General features: G+C 71.0%; 16 protein-coding genes. 13 read left to right on the plus strand and 3 right to left on the minus strand.

Features of this window, described 5'->3' with window-relative positions:
* Positions 1-19 precede the first annotated feature (19 nt).
* The 5 genes from GA0070560_RS17745 to GA0070560_RS17765 all read left to right on the plus strand — a co-directional run bounded on the left by GA0070560_RS17745 (position 20) and on the right by GA0070560_RS17765 (position 5533).
* Complete coding sequence (locus GA0070560_RS17745) at positions 20-1285, plus strand: tryptophan 2,3-dioxygenase family protein (RefSeq protein ID WP_091298702.1); 1266 nt, start codon at positions 20-22, stop codon at positions 1283-1285.
* A complete protein-coding gene (locus GA0070560_RS17750; protein ID WP_091298705.1) occupies positions 1282-2460 on the plus strand; it encodes an aminotransferase class V-fold PLP-dependent enzyme in 1179 nt (392 codons plus the stop codon). The genes GA0070560_RS17745 and GA0070560_RS17750 overlap by 4 nt, the downstream gene beginning before the upstream one ends.
* Positions 2457-3488, plus strand: coding sequence for a methyltransferase (locus GA0070560_RS17755; RefSeq protein WP_091298707.1), 1032 nt, complete (start codon positions 2457-2459; stop codon positions 3486-3488). Before GA0070560_RS17750 ends, GA0070560_RS17755 begins: the two co-directional genes overlap by 4 nt.
* Positions 3489-3608: 120 nt before the next feature.
* A complete protein-coding gene (locus GA0070560_RS17760; protein WP_091298710.1) occupies positions 3609-4577 on the plus strand; it encodes a peptidoglycan DD-metalloendopeptidase family protein in 969 nt (322 codons plus the stop codon).
* An 86-nt stretch (positions 4578-4663) separates the two neighbouring features.
* Complete coding sequence (locus GA0070560_RS17765; RefSeq protein WP_091298713.1) at positions 4664-5533, plus strand: DUF6745 domain-containing protein; 870 nt, start codon at positions 4664-4666, stop codon at positions 5531-5533.
* A 242-nt stretch (positions 5534-5775) separates the two neighbouring features.
* Here the strand turns inward: GA0070560_RS17765 and GA0070560_RS17770 are convergent, their stop codons facing one another.
* The gene (locus GA0070560_RS17770; protein WP_091298716.1) at positions 5776-7158 is read right to left on the minus strand and encodes an alkaline phosphatase PhoX; all 1383 of its coding nucleotides are present in this window, start codon (positions 7156-7158) and stop codon (positions 5776-5778) included.
* A 129-nt stretch (positions 7159-7287) separates the two neighbouring features.
* Here GA0070560_RS17770 and GA0070560_RS17775 point away from each other — a divergent pair, with 129 nt between their 5' ends.
* The 5 genes from GA0070560_RS17775 (at position 7288) to GA0070560_RS17795 (ending at position 12157) form a co-directional block, all read left to right on the plus strand.
* Complete coding sequence (locus GA0070560_RS17775) at positions 7288-8121, plus strand: endonuclease/exonuclease/phosphatase family protein (protein ID WP_170839459.1); 834 nt, start codon at positions 7288-7290, stop codon at positions 8119-8121.
* A 312-nt stretch (positions 8122-8433) separates the two neighbouring features.
* Positions 8434-9510, plus strand: coding sequence for a hypothetical protein (locus GA0070560_RS17780; protein WP_139131514.1), 1077 nt, complete (start codon positions 8434-8436; stop codon positions 9508-9510).
* A gap of 52 nt (positions 9511-9562) precedes the next feature.
* Complete coding sequence (locus GA0070560_RS17785; protein WP_091298725.1) at positions 9563-10579, plus strand: ABC transporter ATP-binding protein; 1017 nt, start codon at positions 9563-9565, stop codon at positions 10577-10579.
* Positions 10579-11367, plus strand: coding sequence for an ABC transporter permease (locus tag GA0070560_RS17790; protein ID WP_091298728.1), 789 nt, complete (start codon positions 10579-10581; stop codon positions 11365-11367). Before GA0070560_RS17785 ends, GA0070560_RS17790 begins: the two co-directional genes overlap by 1 nt.
* A gap of 1 nt (position 11368) precedes the next feature.
* The gene (locus tag GA0070560_RS17795; RefSeq protein WP_091298731.1) at positions 11369-12157 is read left to right on the plus strand and encodes an ABC transporter permease; all 789 of its coding nucleotides are present in this window, start codon (positions 11369-11371) and stop codon (positions 12155-12157) included.
* Here GA0070560_RS17795 and GA0070560_RS17800 read toward each other — a convergent pair.
* On the minus strand, positions 12136-12762 hold the full coding sequence (locus tag GA0070560_RS17800; RefSeq protein WP_139131515.1) for an AAA family ATPase: 627 nt from the start codon (positions 12760-12762) through the stop codon (positions 12136-12138). The two genes, GA0070560_RS17795 and GA0070560_RS17800, sit on opposite strands and share 22 nt — an antisense overlap.
* Entirely contained in the window at positions 12749-13594 is an 846-nt protein-coding gene (locus tag GA0070560_RS17805) for a nucleotidyltransferase domain-containing protein (RefSeq protein WP_139131516.1), read from the minus strand. The genes GA0070560_RS17800 and GA0070560_RS17805 overlap by 14 nt, the downstream gene beginning before the upstream one ends.
* 505 nt (positions 13595-14099) lie before the next feature.
* On the opposite strand from GA0070560_RS17805, the gene GA0070560_RS17810 reads away from it, so the two are divergent.
* The 3 genes from GA0070560_RS17810 to GA0070560_RS17820 are packed head-to-tail and all read left to right on the plus strand — an operon-like array spanning position 14100 to position 17681.
* Positions 14100-14936: an FkbM family methyltransferase gene (locus tag GA0070560_RS17810; protein WP_245675575.1), complete on the plus strand. Its 837-nt coding sequence runs from the start codon at positions 14100-14102 to the stop codon at positions 14934-14936.
* On the plus strand, positions 14929-16668 hold the full coding sequence (locus GA0070560_RS17815) for an N-acyl-D-amino-acid deacylase family protein (RefSeq protein WP_091298744.1): 1740 nt from the start codon (positions 14929-14931) through the stop codon (positions 16666-16668). The genes GA0070560_RS17810 and GA0070560_RS17815 overlap by 8 nt, the downstream gene beginning before the upstream one ends.
* The gene (locus GA0070560_RS17820; protein ID WP_211565893.1) at positions 16665-17681 is read left to right on the plus strand and encodes a Gfo/Idh/MocA family protein; all 1017 of its coding nucleotides are present in this window, start codon (positions 16665-16667) and stop codon (positions 17679-17681) included. The genes GA0070560_RS17815 and GA0070560_RS17820 overlap by 4 nt, the downstream gene beginning before the upstream one ends.
* Positions 17682-17696 lie beyond the last annotated feature (15 nt).

Here is a 17696-nt window from a genome sequence, read left to right on the forward strand (position 1 = left end):
AATTGTCGAAGGGTGGATCGTGCGCGAGCTGACAAGTTGGTTGTCCGGTGCGGCCGACCCACGCACTTTTCCTTACCCATCTGTGCTGGACGAATTCCACCGGGTTGGCAAACACTTCGTCGAAAAGGAATTCCTCGGCCTGCTCGACGGCGCGCGGGCGAGGGTGGCCGGCGTGACGGCGACCCGGGACGGCGGTCCGGCACGGCTGCTGAGCGACTTCCTCGACGTCGCGCTCGACAAGTGGGACGGCCGCTACGACTACCGCAGCTACCTGGCCCTGCGCCTGCTCCGGCTGCCCACCGGAGCGGACGACCCACCACCGGCCGCAGACGACGCCACCGCGCGGCAGGTCCGCGACCGGCTCCTCGTCCGCCTGGTCGCCGACGCGCTGGCCTTCGAACTGGCCGCCGCCGCCCACACCACCGATCTTCTCCCGCAGCGGCGTCCGGGACCGGCGGTGGTGACCAAACGCTGCCGGCTCGGCTCACGGGCCGCCGCTGCCGCGTTGGCCCGGCTCGGTCTGGGCAGAGCGGTCGACGACGCTGAACCGGCGACCGCCGCCGCCGCGCTGCACGCCATCGCCGTTGACCTCGATGCCGCCGATGATCTGCCGTTGCGGCTGAGCATGCTGCCGGTCCACATCACCCATGACGAGTACCTGTTCATCCGGGTACTCCAGGCGTACGAGTGCCTCTTCGCCGGGGTCGCCGACGAACTGCGCGCAGCCGTGGCCGCGCTGACCGGCGACACCCCCGTCGCGGCGGCCGACCGGCTGGGTTACGCCCGGGACCTGCTCGGGACCGCAACCCCGCTCTTCTCGCTGCTGGCCACCATGCAGCCGGAGTCGTTCCGGACGTTCCGGCAGTACACCGAAGGGGCCAGCGCCATCCAGTCCCGCTCCTACAAGCTCGCCGAGTCGCTGTGCCATACCCCGGAGGAAGACCGGTTGGACTCGGCGGCCTACCTGTCGGTGCCGGAGGTTCGGGCCCGGGTGCGGGCTGGCCAGCCAACGGTGGACGAGGCGTACCGGTCGGCCGTCCGCGGAGGCCGGCTCGACGGCCCGGACCACGACCTGGTGGCCCGGCGGATGGACGCGTTCGCCGCGGCCCTGCTTCAGTGGCGGCGCACCCACCACCGGATCGCGACCCGGATGCTCGGTCCCCGCGCCGGTACCGGCTACACCGAGGGCACGCCGTACCTGGCGGCCGTCCGCGACGTGCCGGTCTTCACCCCCGCCATCCCCGATCCCGGCCCGATCTACCCGAGTGGAGGCGGCCCCGCATGAGCCGGTCCGGCCCGACGCGCGCACCTGACTGGCCGCAGTGCCTCGACACCACCGCGCACGCCGCGCTGCGCGCCGAGTTCCCGCTGCTGCAGACCTGCGTGTACCTGAACAGCAACTCCACCGGCGCGGCGCCGAGGGGAGCGGAGCGGGTGCTGCACGACTACTGGGAGACGCTGCGCACCTGGCGCGACGACGTGTGGCAGGACTGGCACGTCGGCCTCGACCGCTACGCGGACTCGGTGGCCGCACTGCTCGGCGCACCGCCGGGCAGCGTGGTCACCGACGCGAACCTGAGCGCCCTGCTCGCCCGGGTGGCGTCCTGCTTCGACTACCGCCCGCCGCGGGACCGGGTCGTCACCACCGACCTGGAGTACCCGACGGTTCCGTTCGTCTTCCGGGCGTTCGGCCGCTACGGCGCCCAACTCGACGTGGTCGGCTCCGGTGGCCACCACCTCGACCAGGACGCCCTGGAGGCACGCCTCGACGAACGGACGCTACTGGTGTGCGTATCGCATGCCAGCTTCATCTCCGGCGCCACCGTCGACCTGCCCCGCCTGGTCGCCCGCGCCCACGACGTCGGCGCGCTGGTCGTGGTGGACGCATATCAGACCGTCGGCGTGGTGCCGCTGGATGTCACCGCGCTCGGCGTCGACGTCGTCCTCGGCGGCGCGCACAAGTGGCTGTGCGGCGTCGGCACCGCCTTCCTCTACGTCCGACCGGACCTGGTGCCGGACCTGGAACCGGCGGCCACCGGCTGGCAGGCCGGCGACCGGGCGTTCACCTTCCAGCCGTCCACCGACTGGGCCCCCGGCGCTCGGCGGTTCGCCGGCGGCACCCCGTACCCGCTCACCTCGCTGGTCTCCCAGGTCGGCCTGGATCTGCTGGCCGGGATCGGCGTCGAGGCCATCCGGGCGCACTCGCTGGCCCTCACCCAGCGGGCCCTGGACCGGGCCCACGCGGCCGGCATCGCGGTGGTCAGCCCCACCGAGCCGCACCGCCGCGGCGGCGTGGTGTGCCTGGACGTCCCCGACGGCGAGGCGGTGAAGCGGCGGCTGGCCACCCGCGGCGTGATCTGCAGCTGGCGCGGCTACCTGCGCGTCGGCCCACACGTCTACAACACCCTCGACGAGGTCGATACGTTCATGGACGCGCTGGAGAAGGAGTTGCACCGATGACTGTCACCCTCTCGCCACGGGCGCTGATGAGCCTGCTCGCCAACGGTCCCAAGGCCATGGACGTCCTGGAGACCGCGCTCGGCATGGGGCTGCTCGACGCGTTGGAGCCCGGCCCGGCCCGCGTCGACGCGCTGGCCACCCGGTTCGGGGTGCGCCCGCTGCGGCTGTACAAGTTCCTCGACTGCCTGGAGAGCCTCGGCTTCCTGACCCGCGACGAGCCCGACGACGACATCGGCGCGACCAGCTACCGGGCCGTGCCAGGGCTGCGCGACGCGGTCGCCGCAGTGGTCGGCCCCGGCGCGGTCGAGCGGGACCGGGACCGCTACCCGTGGAGGCGGTTGCACGGCCGACTGGCCGAGAGCCTGCGCGGCGACATCAGCATCAGCGACGACGACTTCGCCTGGCCGCCGAAGACCGACGCCCAGACCGCCGACTTCGAACACAGCATGGCCGTCGGGCTGGGCCCGGTGACCGAAACCATCCGGCGGCACGCCGATCTGCTCTGGCCAGACCGACGCCGCCTGCTGGACGTCGGCGGCGGCGACGGAACACTCGCCGCGCACGTGCTGGACATCGCACCAGACCTGCGGGCCGACGTGTACAACCTGCCGGCGGTGGCGCCGCTGGTGGCAACCACCCGCCTCTCACGGGGCCATCCGGACCGGCTGGGATTCGTCGGCGGCGACTTCCTCGCCGAACCTCTGCCGCCGGGGTACGACGCGCTGTCCTTCGTCCGGGTGCTGCACGACTGGCCCAACGAGGTGGCCCGCCGCCTGGTGGAGCAGGCGTACGAGGCGCTGGAACCGGGCGGGCTGCTGCTGATCAGCGAGGAGTTCCGCACCCCGGACCGACTGGCCATGCAGTTCTTCTGGAGCTACTTCCTGATCGGCGTGGACAACTGCGTCAGCCGACTGCGAGAGGTGGAGTTCTACACCAAGCTGCTCGCCGAGGTCGGCTTCGAACGGGTGACGGTGCTGCCTGGCGTGTGGGACCTCGTCACCGCGTACAAGCCAGCCCCCGCCGGCTGACCGGCGGGCGAGTCGCTCACGGAAGCCGCCCTCCCGATGCCGCCTGGATATAGAAGGCTTTCGGTCGGTGTCGAGAGTCGGTGGTCAACGGACCAGAACCGGAACAGCATGGAGACAACGATGGACGACGATTCGGTTTCAGGCCGTCTGCTCGACTCGGCGGTGCGGCGCCGCACCCTCATCGCGGCCCTGGGCGTCGGTGTCGGTGCCGGCGTCCTCGGCAATGCCAGTCCGGCGCTGGCGGCTGTCGCCGGGTGGAGCAACCCGACGCTCGGCACGCTGACCTCCGGCTACAAGACCCCCAGCCGCCCCACCCACACCGGCTGGGACGTTGCCAACAACCAGGGCACCCCTGTCTACGCGACGGCCGACGGCACGGTCCGGGACGTCAAGACCAACTCGTACCCGGGCGACACGACCAGTGGTCCCCTGGCCGGCCGCACCGGCAACAGCGTCCACCTCAACCACGCCGACAGCTACTTCTCCTACTACGGCCACCTGCACCGGGTGCTCGTCAGCGTCGGCCAGCAGGTCAGCTGCGGACAACTGATCGGCTTGATGGGCAACACCGGCAACTCCAGCGGCCCGCACCTGCACTTCGAGATCCACCGCCCTCGACTGACCTCCACGGACCCCCGCGTCCTTCTCGCCAACCGCGGCATCACCCTCGGTGCGACGGCCCCCGTCGGCAGCACCGGCTACCCGAGCGTCAGCCAGGGAGCCTCCGGCTGGGTGCCCCGGGTCGTCCAGTACCTGGTGCGTGCCCGGGGCATCTCCGTCGTCGTCGACGGCGTCTTCGGACCGGGCTGCGCCTCGGCGGTGCGGTCGTTCCAGAGCAGCCGGGGGCTCTACGCCGACGGTGTGGTCGGCCCGATCACCTGGACGGCACTTGTCCTGCCACTGAGGGAGGGCAACTCCGGCGACCTGGTGCGCGGCCTGCAGACCGCGCTCAACGCCCGAGGGGCGAGCCTCATCGTGGACGGTGGTTTCGGTTCGGTCACCGCCACCGCCGTACGCAGCTTCCAGAGCCGCAACGGCCTCGTCGCCGACGGCCTCGTCGGCCCGGTGACGTGGAGCGTGCTCGTGTGACCGGAAGGTGCCTTGCGCCGGTGCCGCGTTGTGGGCCATAGTCGTTCCATGATCTCGTACCGGAAGGGCGGCGACGCCCTGGCGCGGTGAGCGCCCCCACGCGGCGCGACGACGCCGCGAAACCTCCACAGGCCGTTCGCAGCGGCAACCCTCACGACCTGTGGCAGCAGGCCATTCGGATCCGCCAGGAATGGCTCGACCACGCCCTGTCCACGCAGCCGGCTGACAAGTCGACCGCCGAGCGCTGCCTGACCAGCATCTACGCCCGGGCATCACGGCCGCGCCCCCGGTTCGAATGGGTCGACTCGCCGGACAAGGCGCGGCCCCTGATCACCGGCTGGCCCACTCTCGACCAACTCCACGAGCGCATCCGGGACCCCCGGCCACGTGGGACACCACCGCTGGCAAGCGATCTCGCCATGATCACCTCCCAGCTACGCGGCGCGCTGAGCGCGGGCGTCACGCACACCGACCCCGAACTGTCACCCGTGCGTACGAGCAAGACCAAGCAACCATGGCCCGAACTGGCGCCGATACACGCGCTCGACAGCGGTGTTCCGCTCGCTGTCGTGCTGCACCAGGGCGTACGCACGGCACTGCACCGGAGTCTCGCGCACGGGTACCACCTACCCGTGCGTGCGGCCCTCGCGGGCGACGGCCCGGTACCGGTGTGCTGGTACGGGCAGCAGGACGCGTCATGGATCGCCTACTACGACGTGCTGCATCGGCTCGACCTTGCCCGGTACGGGCCGGACGAGGCCGAACACCTCGACGCCTGGGCCGGCCTGGCCCGCTCCTGCGGCTGGTGGTGGCCCGGGGAGGACGTCTGCGTCGTGGTGGACCGGCCCCAGGCGATACGAACCGAGCCGGTGCCCGGAACAGTGCACGACCAGATCCGCCTGCAACCTCGCGGCCTGCGCCACCGCGACGGCTGGCAACCACTCCTGAGCAGGTGAGCTGACTCGACAGCCGGCCGGGACGGGCACCCGCCAGTTCCGGCCGGCTGTCCTCGGCACTGCCGGGATCGGCCAGGACGGTGGAAACGGTCACCCACGTCCGCGCGGTTCCTTTCCGGGCCACCCGGCGGCCCGCGCCGGGCGGTGGGGTGCACCCGTCGCTGCGAGATGCGTCCCACCGCCCGGCGCGAACCTGGTCGCGCGGGTGGCGTCCGGCGACGCAGGTCGCCGACCGGACCGGCCTACCGCTGGAAGGGCCCGGTGATCGCGAACGTCGTGCCCGGGGCGTAGCAGTTGACGAAGAGCGTCCGCTGGTCGGTGGAGAAGCAGGCACCGGCGAACTCGCCGTACGCGGGAGCCGACTCGGTGCCGATGTTCTGCCGGTTACGGGCGAACAGGTACGGCTCGCCGGCGACGGTCGTACCCATCAGGTAGCTGTCGCCGTCACCGTCCTGGCAGAGCATCAGTCCGCCCGACGGGGTCATGCAGATGTTGTCCGGAGTCCTGAACAGATCCGAGTCGGTGGAGCGGAAGACCACGACCAGGCTGAGTTCGCGGGTGGCCGGCGCGTACCGCCACACCTGCCCCTGGTGGTCCGCCTCCGACCCGTGGGCGCGCGCAGCGAAGGAGGAGACGAAGTAGGCCCCACCGTCCGTGCCCCACCAGGCTCCCTCGAGCTTCTCCGCGTGCGTGACACCGCGTGGCCCGTAGTCCTGCAGACGCACGGAGGTGGTGGTGGCCAGCGGGTCCGGCACGTCGATCCACTCGACACCGCCGAAGGTGGCGCCAGGGTCCTGGACGACGGACAGGTCGGGTACGTCGGGAACGCGCATGACCTGCAACCGACCGCCGGCCCGCAGGCTGCCGTGACCACCGAGCGGCTTCGCGGGCAGGAACCGGTAGAAGCAGCCCAACTTCTCCCCGTAGGCGTCCTCGGTCTCGTACACGACGCCGGTGCGGGGATCGACGCAGATCGCCTCGTGAGCGAAGCGCCCCATGGCGGTCAGCGGCGTGGGATGCCGGTTGCGGACGGTGCGGTACGGGTCGACCTCGAAGATCCAGCCGTGATCCTGCTCGTGACCGCCGTCACCCCGGCGAACCTCCGTCTCCTCGCAGGTCAGCCACGTCTGCCAGGGCGTCTGCCCACCCGCACAGTTGGTCGAGGTCCCGCCCAGGCTGATCCGCTCCTCGACGCGGTCCGGCCGGACGTGCAACGTCGTGGTCCCGCCGGCGGCGACCGGGTCGAAGGTCAGCTCCGCGGGCGCGACGACCGGAACGGAGGCACCCACCCGGTTCTCGTGGTTACGCACGAGACGGACCTCAGGACCCGGGCCGGGAAACGCCCCCATTCCATCGAAACTGCTGGGAACGACGCCGCCGGGTCGCACATCGCCCTCCCGTGAGAGGACCCGGTAGCGGAACCCACTCGGCAGGTCCAGGAGCCCTGCCGGGTCCGGCACGAGCGCGCCGTATCCGTGGCGGGGCCCCGATGACGCGTTCGCCGCCGTGAAGAGCGCGTCGATCGCGCCCGACAACGCCACCCCGACACCCGCGATGCCTGACTGTGCCAGAAACCGTCGCCGATCAAGGCTCACGATGACTCCTTCGCTCGATAGGGGCGCCATAGTAGCCAATCGATGCCTCGCCCACCGGCCGGCGATTCCCTACCGGACGGCGCCGGTGCTGTTACGGTGCGCGTGACCGGTGCCCCGCGGTGCGGGGAACCGTCGTCGAACCTGGAGGATCGGGGCCAGATGCCGCTGCGTGTCGTCACATTCAATCTCTGGGGCACCGGCACCCCGCACCGGTACCGGCTCGATCGAGGGCTGCTGCGCGGTGCGCGCGCGGACAGCCCGGCCCTGCGTGAGGCGGACGAGCACCGGGTGTGGCAGCGTCGGGCCGCGCTCCTGGCTCGTGCCCTGAGCGGTGCCGACGCAGATCTGATCGCCCTGCAGGAGGTGCCGTCCGACCTGAGCCGGCTGGAAGGTCTGGTCGCCGATCTGCACGCCCTCGGCGAGCCGCGGTACACCATGACGACCACCGGCCCTGGCACCGTCGCCGGCCTGGCGGTGCTCAGCAGAACACCGGTACTCGCGAGCCGGACCTTTCCCGTGCCCGGGTTCGGCGGCTTCGGTGGCCATCCGACCGCGCTGGCCGTGACCACGTCCGCCGCCACCGTCTGGGTGGTGCACCTGCCGGTCGGTCCCGACGCGGTCAAGGAGGCGTGCCTCCGTGGCCTGGAGACGGCGGCGGTGGCGGCTCCACCGGACCGGCCTCTGCTGATCTGCGGCGACCTCAACTGCCCGGCGGACAGCCCGTTGATGGACCGGCTGCGCGACCGGGCCGTGCTGGTCGACGCCTGGAGGGCCGGCGGCGGTTCCGACGATGCGCTGACCATGCCCGTACCGGAGCCGACCTGGCGGCTCGACCACGTACTGCACCGCGCGACGGACCCGGTCCGGGCGGTACGGAGTCCCGCCCTGCTCGGCACCGACCCGGACGATGACGGGCAGTACGCCTCGGACCACTTCGGCCTGGCACTGACCATCGATATCGGACAGACAGTCGCACACATCGGACGCGGTTGATCCGGCCGGACATCGGCGACGACGCCTCGGGTCGGGTCGACCCCCGCCCGACGTGACCCGTGGACGCTCGCTGCAGGGGTCGCACCTGGTCCGGATCATTGATAGGTTGACGGCGATCCATGAAGGGGAGGCGGCACCTGTCGCGTCAGCCGCCCCGCGTTCGCCACGGCAGGCGGCCGAGCCAGTTCGCCGGGGTCACGCATGGGCCGGAGCAGGACCATCGGCGCACAGATGCGCCGGCGCGCCCTCGACACCGCCGACCCTCCGCGGAAGGAGACGGACTTGCCCCTCGGTGCTGTGTCGGTAGCCATCATGACGCACCCGTCTCGGCGGCACCTCGCGGAGGACCTGGCCCGCCGGTTGGCTCCCTTCCCGGTCCAGATCGTTCCCGATCCCGAGCCGGACGGCCCACCACGAACCCTGCGGACCGCCACGGCGGTGTGGTCCGCCGTCGGGCCGGGCTGCACCCATCACCTGGTGCTGCAGGACGACGCGGTGGTGCCGGCCGGCTTCCTGGAGCACGCCTTCCGAGCCGTCGAGGCGCAGCCCGACGCCGGCGTCGCCCTGCACAGTGACTGGGGGTCGCGTAACGGTGCCGCCGTCCGGATGGCCGCGCTGCTGGGCGCGCACTGGGTCCGTGCCGTCTGCGACTACGTGCCGACCATCGCGCTGGCACTGCCCGCGCCGGCGGCGAAAGAGCTGACCGACTACTTCGCCGGGCTGGACCCGGACGAACCCGACGACGTCGCCGTGGCCCACTTCGCGCGCGAGTTCGGGTTGCCGATCTACCTCGCCGTGCCCAATCTCGCGGCTCACCACGACGTCCCGAGCGTGGTCGGCAACGATGCGCGGGGACGCCGGGACGCCTCCTGCTACATCGGTTCGCCGCCGGACGGATGGTCCTTCGACCCGACGCGCGTCCTCGACGGCTTCGACTGCCTGCCGTACTTCAAACACGGCGAACCGCGGATCGTGGTGGAGAACGACCGGGCCACGAACAACTGGAGCCCGGTACCGCTCGCGACCGCCGTTCACCGGTTCGGCGTCGACGTGTCCGACCTGCGTGCGGGCTACCGGCGCTGCACCGCCGAGCCGGAACCCTGGCTGGTGGATCTCGCCGCTCGGGTTCCCGAGGACCAGCTCTGGGCCCTGTGGGCGACGGCGTGCCTGATGGGCCTCGCCCGACAGCGGGTGGAGCCGTTCCGCTCGGCGTGGGAGCGGTGGGGCCGCCGGGTGGAGCCGGCGATGCGGACCCGGGTGCTGGAGACGCTCGCCCTCGGCGGCATGTTTCCACGGCTGCGACACGACGAGGTGTCGAGCCTCGGTGCGGCGCCGGCCCGACTGGCGGCGCTGGGCCTGGCCGCCGGCGACAGTTGGGAGCGGGGCTGACCGCCCCCGCGCCGCACGCCCCCGTCCGTCCGCCTGATCGGAGCATGACGCCATGGCCCCACTGATCGAGGCCACCGGCCTCGTGAAGGAGTTCCGGCGCCCCCGCAGGGACTCGGGCCTGACCGGCGCCCTCAAGCACCTCGTCACCCGGCGTTTCGACATCCACCGCGCCGTCGACGGCATCGACCTGCGCGTCGGTGAGGGAGAGTCGGTCGCGTACGCCGGCCCCAACGGCGCCGGGAAGTCGACCACGGTCAAACTGCTGACCGGTATCCTCGTGCCGACCGCCGGCGAGGTCAGAGTCGCCGGTGTCGTCCCACACCGGGACCGGATAGCGAACGCGAAGAACGTCGGGGTGGTCTTCGGCCAGCGCACCCAACTGTGGTGGGACCTTCCGGTCGGCGACACGTTCGAGCTGCTACGCGACATGTACCGGATCCCGGCGGCGGACTACCGCCGGTCGCTCGGACGGCTCACCGAGGTGCTCGAGATCGGTCCCCTCCTACCGGTGCTGGCGCGCAAGCTCTCCCTCGGTCAGCGGATGCGGGCCGATCTGGCCGCCGCGCTGCTGCACCAGCCCCACATCCTCTACCTCGACGAGCCGACCATCGGTCTCGACCTGGATGTCAAGGACCGGGTGCGCACCTTCCTGCGGCAGCTCGTGGCCGACGGCACGACCATCCTGCTGACCACGCACGACATCGGCGACATCGAGGAGGTGTGCGGGCGGATCGTCGTCATCGACGAGGGGCGCATCCGCCACGACGGCCCTGTCGAGGTGCTGCGCGACGCCCTGGCCAGCGCCAGCTCGGTGCGCTTCCAACTCTCCGCGTCCGCGCCGCTCGACCTGATTCGCGAGCGTCTCGGCGACGCCGAGGTGACCGCCCCGGGTGAACGCGAACTGGTGGTCCGCTTCGACCGGACGACCCGTACAGCGGGCGCGGTCGCCGCCACCGTGATGGGCCTGGTCGAGGTGCGGGACCTGCGCATCAACGACGAGGGCATCGCCGATCTCATCCGGCGGATCCACCGGCCGGACGAGGTCACGGCCCGCAGCGGTGCCGCCTGATGCGGCCGTACCGGGCGATGGCCCGGCTCGCCTGGCGCAACGCCCTGGCCTACCGGGTGCCGTTCCTGATGAGCCTGTCCATGCTCGTGTTCAATCTGGCGGCCATGTTCGCGCTGTGGCAGGCGCTGCTCAGCGACGGCAACTCCCTGGCCGGGTTCACCTGGCCGCAGATGAAGGCATACCTGCTCGTCTCCTTCGTCACCAACTGTCTGGTCTCGACCTTCACCGACTTCGCCATGGCGTCGCGGATCCGTAGCGGAGCCGTCGCCGTCGACCTGGTCAAGCCGGTCGACTACCAGAAGGGCCGGTTCGCGGAGGCGCTGGGCTTCGCGTTGCTGGAGACGACGGCGGCCCTCGTGGTCTGCACCGTCGTCCTGGTCGCCTTCGGCGGGGTGCCGTGGCCGTCGCCGGGGCAGCTCGCGTTGTTCGCCGCGAGCCTCCTCGCCGTCGTACCGCTGAAATTCCTCATCGTCTACATGTGCGGGCTGCTCTGTTTCTGGACGCAGAACTATCTGGGCATCAGTCTGGCCCGGACGGCGATCTCGGGCATCCTGTCCGGCGCCACGGTGCCACTGGTCTTCTTCCCGCCGTGGCTGCGCCACGTCGCGGAGGTACTCCCCTTCCAGGCCATCACCAACACTCCCGCGATGTTGTTCCTCGGCCGATCGCCCGGGCTGTCCGCCGTCTCGGCGCTGGCGGTGCAGATCCTCTGGGTCGTCGGGCTGTGGTGGCTCGCCCGGCGACTGTGGCACGTCGCGGTCCGCCGGCTGACCGTTCACGGAGGCTGACGTGCACACGCTGCGCGTCTACCGGCGCAACCTCGGCGCCCACCTGCGGGCCACCCTGGAATACCAGGCGGACTTCTGGATCCTGGTGGTCGCCGCCGTGCTGACCCAGGGCGCCGGGCTCGTGCTGATCGCCACGATCTTCGCCCGGGTGCCACGCATCCACGGCTGGGGCGTCTGGGAGGTCGTGCTCATCTTCGCGATGATGGTGCTCGCTCAGGGGACCAGCGAACTGCTGGCCGAGGGCACCTGGGGTCTGGCCGGGCTGATCAACCGGGGTGAGCTCGACCGGATGCTGCTACGCCCGTACCCGTGCCTGCTGCAGGTCTGCGCCAGTCGGGTGGGCATGAACGCGTTCGGCAACGTCACCGTCGGCGGCGGGCTGTTGGTCACCGCGCTGCTGCACCTGGACGTCGCGTGGACCCCGGCTCGGATCGGGCTGGCACTGGTCCTGCTGCCGAGCGCGCTGGTCATCAAGGTGTCGTTGACCGTGGTGGCGAACTCGACCTCCTTCTGGCTGCGTGGGGCGATCAACACCTTCGCCGCCGGCATGGACCAGCTCGGCGAGCTGACGAAGTATCCGCTCAGCATCTACGGGGTGGGTCTGCAGGCCGTACTGGCGACCGCGCTGCCGTTCGCGTTCATCGGCTTCTTTCCGGTCTCGGTCTTCCTCGACCACGGCAGGCTCGCCTGGATCGGCCTGTTGACCCCGGCGGTGGCCGTGTACTGCGTCCTCCTCGCGGTCACGGTGTTCCGGCGAGGACTGCGACGCTACGAAAGCGCCGGAAACTGAGCCTGACTGCCGGTGCGCTGCCCGGGAGCCCGCCGCGCCGAGAAGGCGTCCAGCAGGTCGACGGTGAGAGTGGCCGCGGTGACACCGGACCGGACCTGACGCACGGTCTCGTCCACGGACAGGTCTCCGTTGTCGAGCCAGAGGCCGACGCCGCTGAGCTCGCCGGCCATCTCCCCGGCGAGGTGCCGCCAGCGGGGCAGCACCGTCTTGTGCGGCCGTTGTTCGTCGCGTCGTGCCGCGACGGAGAGGTCGGGCCGGAGCATGACGAAGCCCATCGGAGCAGGATGCAGCAGCTCCAGGTAGTAGCGCAGGCGGTGCCGGGAGGTGACGACGTAGTCGAGTACGACGAGGTGACCCGCGTCGAGGAACGACCGCGCCAGGAGGCACTGGTTGCGCACGTTGAGCAGGATCTGCTGCTCACACTCCTCGTCGTACTCCGGCTGCGGCGGCCGACTGCCGGAGACGATCATCCGCTGCAGGGCGTCACCCTCGATGTGCACGCCGCGAGCCTCGGACCGGGCGAGCGCGCCGGCGATCGTCGACTTGCCGGCCCCGGGCACCCCGGTCACCATCCAGACGCGGGGTGGGCTCTCAGGCTTCGACACTGGCCATGACGTCCGCTCGCACCGCGCCCAGCCGCGTCAGCGAGCGCTTCAGGTCGGCGGGGTCGGCGGACAGCGCACCCAACGCCGCTTCGACGCCGTCGCGGAACCCCGCAGGAGTCGAGGGGAAGGACGCCGCCTCCGCCACCGCGCCCTTCTCGTTGAGGAGGTAGCGGCCGGCGGCGGCGAACAGCACCTGGCTCAGGCAGGCGACAGCCCGGTAGGCGCAGCCGGCGACGTAGGCGACGTCACCGCGGCCGGCCGCGGTGACTGCCGTGTCGAGGGCGAACTGCGACTCCCACCCGAACTGACCGATCAGCGCCTTGGCGAGCGGCTCAGGATAGGGGTCGGTGAGCGATCTCAACTCGGCCAGCACACCCTGCGGGTCGTGGAAGGGCACGTTGTGGTGCAACTCCCCCGCATAGATCACCGTGCAGAACCCGTGTGGGTGGCCCACCTGGTAGTGGATCTCGGGCCGTCCGGCGACGCACGCCTCGACGACGGTCCGCACCCGATCGACCTCACGCAGCAGCACGTCGGTCTTGACTCCGTCGACCACGAGCCAGCCACCACCGTTGATCCACGGGCCCCACTCGCCGTAGTCGGTGCACCGGGCGCCGCCACCGCCGTCGTCGATACGGGCGAAGGCCGCACCGAGTTCCGAGATGTCGGGCCGGTCGCGACGGTGGTAGTAGACGCCGACGTCGACGTCGGAGGTCCGATCCGCGGTGCCTCGGGCGCGGCTACCACCGAGCGCGAGTCCCGCTACGCCGGGCACCCGCGAGAGCGCGTCGCGAATCTTGTCGAGAATCGCGTCCTGTTCGGCGTCGCCCATCCACGCCACCCTCTCCGAGCTGGTGCACCCGTTCACCACGACGGACCTACCGCCGCCGGCGGGATCACCGGATCATGACATCGTCGATCATGAATCACGCTAACACATCGGCGAGTCGCCGGTCGGTCGATCCGGTAGCCCTCGGACGGAGCTGGACGACCACGTCCGAGCCGTCCCCCACCTGACTGACCCACGGCCGCCGGAACGCATTCAGCCAGGACCGGATCCCGCCATTTGGGCAGACACACCCCCGCACCGTCGAGGGCGCGAGAGAGCAGAGAAGCCCTCCAATTCCACCCTGGACCCGCTCAATACATTGACGTACGCTGCTGTCCGGGACGTGATCACCACGCCTTTTCCCGCCACGTGTCATGCCGATCGCGACGATCCACACCACGGGGGACACCCTTGATATGGCGCTGCCGTGACCAATGCTGAACGCCGAGCACTCGCCGAGAAATTGCGCCGTAGCGAGGCGATGGTCGGTCGAAGGCTCAGCGCCCTTTTGCACCGACCCTACTCGAACGCGTACCCGACCACGGCGAGGTTGCGCCGCTGGCGGCACCGTAACCGCGCCAAGCTCTCCCGGGGGCGGACGTTCTGGGGGGACCACCTTCAGGTCCGGCTCCCCGACGAGATCTCCATCGCGATCCGCCGGCACGGCTTCATCGAGTACGAACTGAGCGCCTTCTTCCTGCGCCACCTGCGCACCGGTATGACGTTCCTCGACGTCGGCGCCCACCTCGGCTACTTCACGGTGATGGCGGCCCGCTGCGTCGGCCCGTCCGGTCGGGTCGTGTCGTTCGAGCCCACCCCCACGACGTACGCGTTGCTGGCCGCGAACACGGCAGCCTTCAGCCACGTCACCACGGTCGACGCCGCGGTCTGGTCGTCGCCCGGCACGCTGCGCCTGACCGACCACGGTGTGGGCTACAGCCCCTACAACTCGGCGTTCCGGTCCCGGCTACCGGAGGCGGTCCGGCAGCGGGTGGCCACCACGGTCCACGAGGTTCCCGCGGTCACCCTCGACGGGATCGTCGCCGAGCAGGGCCTCACCCCCGACGTGGTCAAGGTCGACGCCGAGAGCGCCGAACGGGACGTGCTGGAGGGGATGCGCGGTCTGCTCACCGGGGCCCGGCCCGTCGTCACCGTGGAGGTCGGCGACCTCGACGTACCGGGCGCGGCCCGCAGCACCGACCTCGTGGCGATGCTGGCCGGCTACGACTATCGGGCCTACGAGCTGCGTGACGGCGTACCGCACGCGCACCGACCCCGAGCCTCCTACGAGTACGACAACCTCGTCTTCGTCGCCACCGAGAAGGGACATCTGCTCGATGTATGACGTCGTCGTCAGGGGCGGGACGATCGTGGACGGCAGCGGTGCGGCCGCCCGGACCGGAGACGTCGCCATCGCCGACGGCCGCATCGCGGCGGTCGGCCGGGTGCCCGAACGCGGGACCCGTGAGATCGACGCGGACGGGTGCATCGTCACGCCGGGGTTCGTCGACATCCACACGCACTTCGACGGGCAGGCGACGTGGGATCCGCTGCTGACCCCGTCGTGCTGGCACGGCGTGACCACGGTGGTGATGGGCAACTGCGGAGTCGGTTTCGCCCCGGTGACGGAGCCGAACCGGGAATGGCTCATCGGGCTGATGGAAGGCGTCGAGGACATTCCCGGGGCGTCGCTGTCCGAGGGCATCGCCTGGGCCTGGGAGAGTTTCCCGGAGTACCTGGACGCCGTCGCCGGACTCACCCGGGTGATGGACGTCGGCGCCCAGGTGCCGCACGGCGCCGTCCGCGCCTACGTGATGGGTGAACGGGGCGCCGCCAACGAGCCCGCCACGCCGGCCGACATCGCCGCGATGGCGACGATCGTCCGCGACGCGATGCGGGCCGGCGCCCTCGGCTTCTCCACCTCCCGGACCACCACCCACCTGGCGATCACCGGTGAGCCGGTGCCCGGCACGTTCGCCGCCGAGGACGAGCTGTTCGCCCTCGGCGGGGTCCTCGGCGAGTTGGGCACCGGGGTGTTCCAGCTCGTGCCGGCCGGGGCGGGCGGGGAACCGATGGAGGATCAGTTCCGCGAGGTCTCCTGGATGCGGCGGCTCTCGGCGCAGACGGGTCGACCGATCACGTTCGGCCTGTTCCAGAACGACCACGAGCCGCACCTGTGGCGCGAGATCGTCGACGAGGCGCGCCGGGCGAACTCCGAAGGGGCGCGACTGTACCCGCAGATCGCCGGGCGGCCGTTCAGCGTCATCGTGGGCCTGGAGAGCACGCATCCGTTCAAACGCCGCCCGACGTACCAGAAACTCGCCCACCTGCCGCTGGCCGAGCGAGCCCACCGGATGCGGGACCCCGAGATCCGTCGGCGAATCCTGGCCGAGGACCCGGCGTCGGTCAATCCGCGCGCGCACCTGTTTCCTGAGGACTACGAGAAGTTCTTCCCGTTCGGCCGTCAACCGGACTACGAGCCGAGCCGCGAGCAGAGCGTCGCCGCCATCGCCGGACGCGCCGGGCGACCCTGCCAGGAGGTCATGTACGACCTGCTCGTCGCCGGTGACGGCACCCAGACCTTCCTGCGTCCCCTGCTGGGCTACAGCGAGTTCCACCTCGATCCGATCTACGAGATGCTCCAGGAGCCGCACTGCCTCGTCGGTCTCAGCGACGCGGGCGCACACTGCCGGCTGATCTGCGACGCGAGCACCCCGACCTCGCAGCTCACCCACTGGGCCCGGGACCGCACCCGGGGCGAGCGGCTGGGACTCGAGTTCGTCGTGCACAAACAGACCCGGCAGACGGCATCGCTGTACGGGCTGCACGACCGCGGACTGCTGCAGCCCGGTTACAAGGCCGACCTGAACGTCATCGACTTCGACAACCTCGCGCTGCGTAACCCGGAGTTCGTACACGACCTGCCGGCCGGCGGCGGGCGGCTGATCCAGAAGGCGGACGGCTACCGGGTCACGCTGGTCTCGGGTGAGGTGACGTTCGTCGACGGAGAGCACACCGGCGCCCGCCCCGGCCGGCTGGTCCGCGGCATGCGCGGGGGACCCGGGGACCGCCCGTGAACCCCGCGGGCCGGCTCCGGGTCGGGCTCGTCGGCTGCGGCCGGATCGGTCACATGTACGCCGATTACCTGGCCGCCTCCGGCGAGGCGGTGATCTCCTGTCACGACGTTCGTGGGGACCAGGCGGCGACCCTGGCGGACCAGGTCGGCGGCGCGGCGTACTCCGATGTCGAGCAACTCCTCGACACCGTCGACGCCGTCGTCGTCACCTCCTCGACCGACAGCCACGACGCGCTGGTGAGCATGGCACTGGAGCGTAAACTTCCCACGTTCTGCGAGAAGCCGCTCACCCTGGACCTGCGCCGCACCCTGGAGCTCGGCACCGTCGCCGACAACAGCGACACCCCCCTGTGGGTCGGCTTCCAGCGCCACTTCGATCCCGGTTTCAGCCGCCTGCGGGAGCGGATCGCCGGCGGCGAGCTGGGGACGCTCTACACGTTGCGGATGTTCTCCCACGACGCTTCCTGGCCTGCGCTCGAGCGCCTCGCGGCCTCCGGCAGCATCTTCCGTGACCTGATGCTGCACGACTTCGACATGGTGCGGTGGCTCACCGGCCGAGAGGTCACCGAGGTGGCCGCGATCGGGGACGTGCTCGCCGTCCCCGAGCTGGCCGGCCTGCACGACTACGACGCGGTGGCGGCGACGCTGCGCATCGCCGGCGGAGGAGTGGCCGTGCTCACCGCCGGACGGCACAGTCCGCTCGGCTACGACGTCCGCATCGAGGTGCTCGGCTCCCGTGACTGTCTGACCGTGGGGCTCGACGAGCGAACCCCGATGCGGCAGGTCACCGCGCACGGCCCGGACGACCAGATCCGCCACCGCGACTACCGCGACCGGTTCGCCGAGGCGTACCGGGCACAGCTCGACGGCTTCCTCGCAGCGGCAGGTGGCACCGGCGCCGACCCACGCGCCGGCTCGTGGCGTGACTCGTATGCCGCGCTGGCCCTCGCCATGGCGGCGGAGCAGTCCGTGCGTACCAACGCGTTCGTCGCGCCCGTCGACGTCACCCGGTGAGCCGGAGGCCATCCC

The sequence above is a fragment of the Micromonospora halophytica genome, assembly GCF_900090245.1.
Lineage (GTDB): Bacteria > Actinomycetota > Actinomycetes > Mycobacteriales > Micromonosporaceae > Micromonospora > Micromonospora halophytica.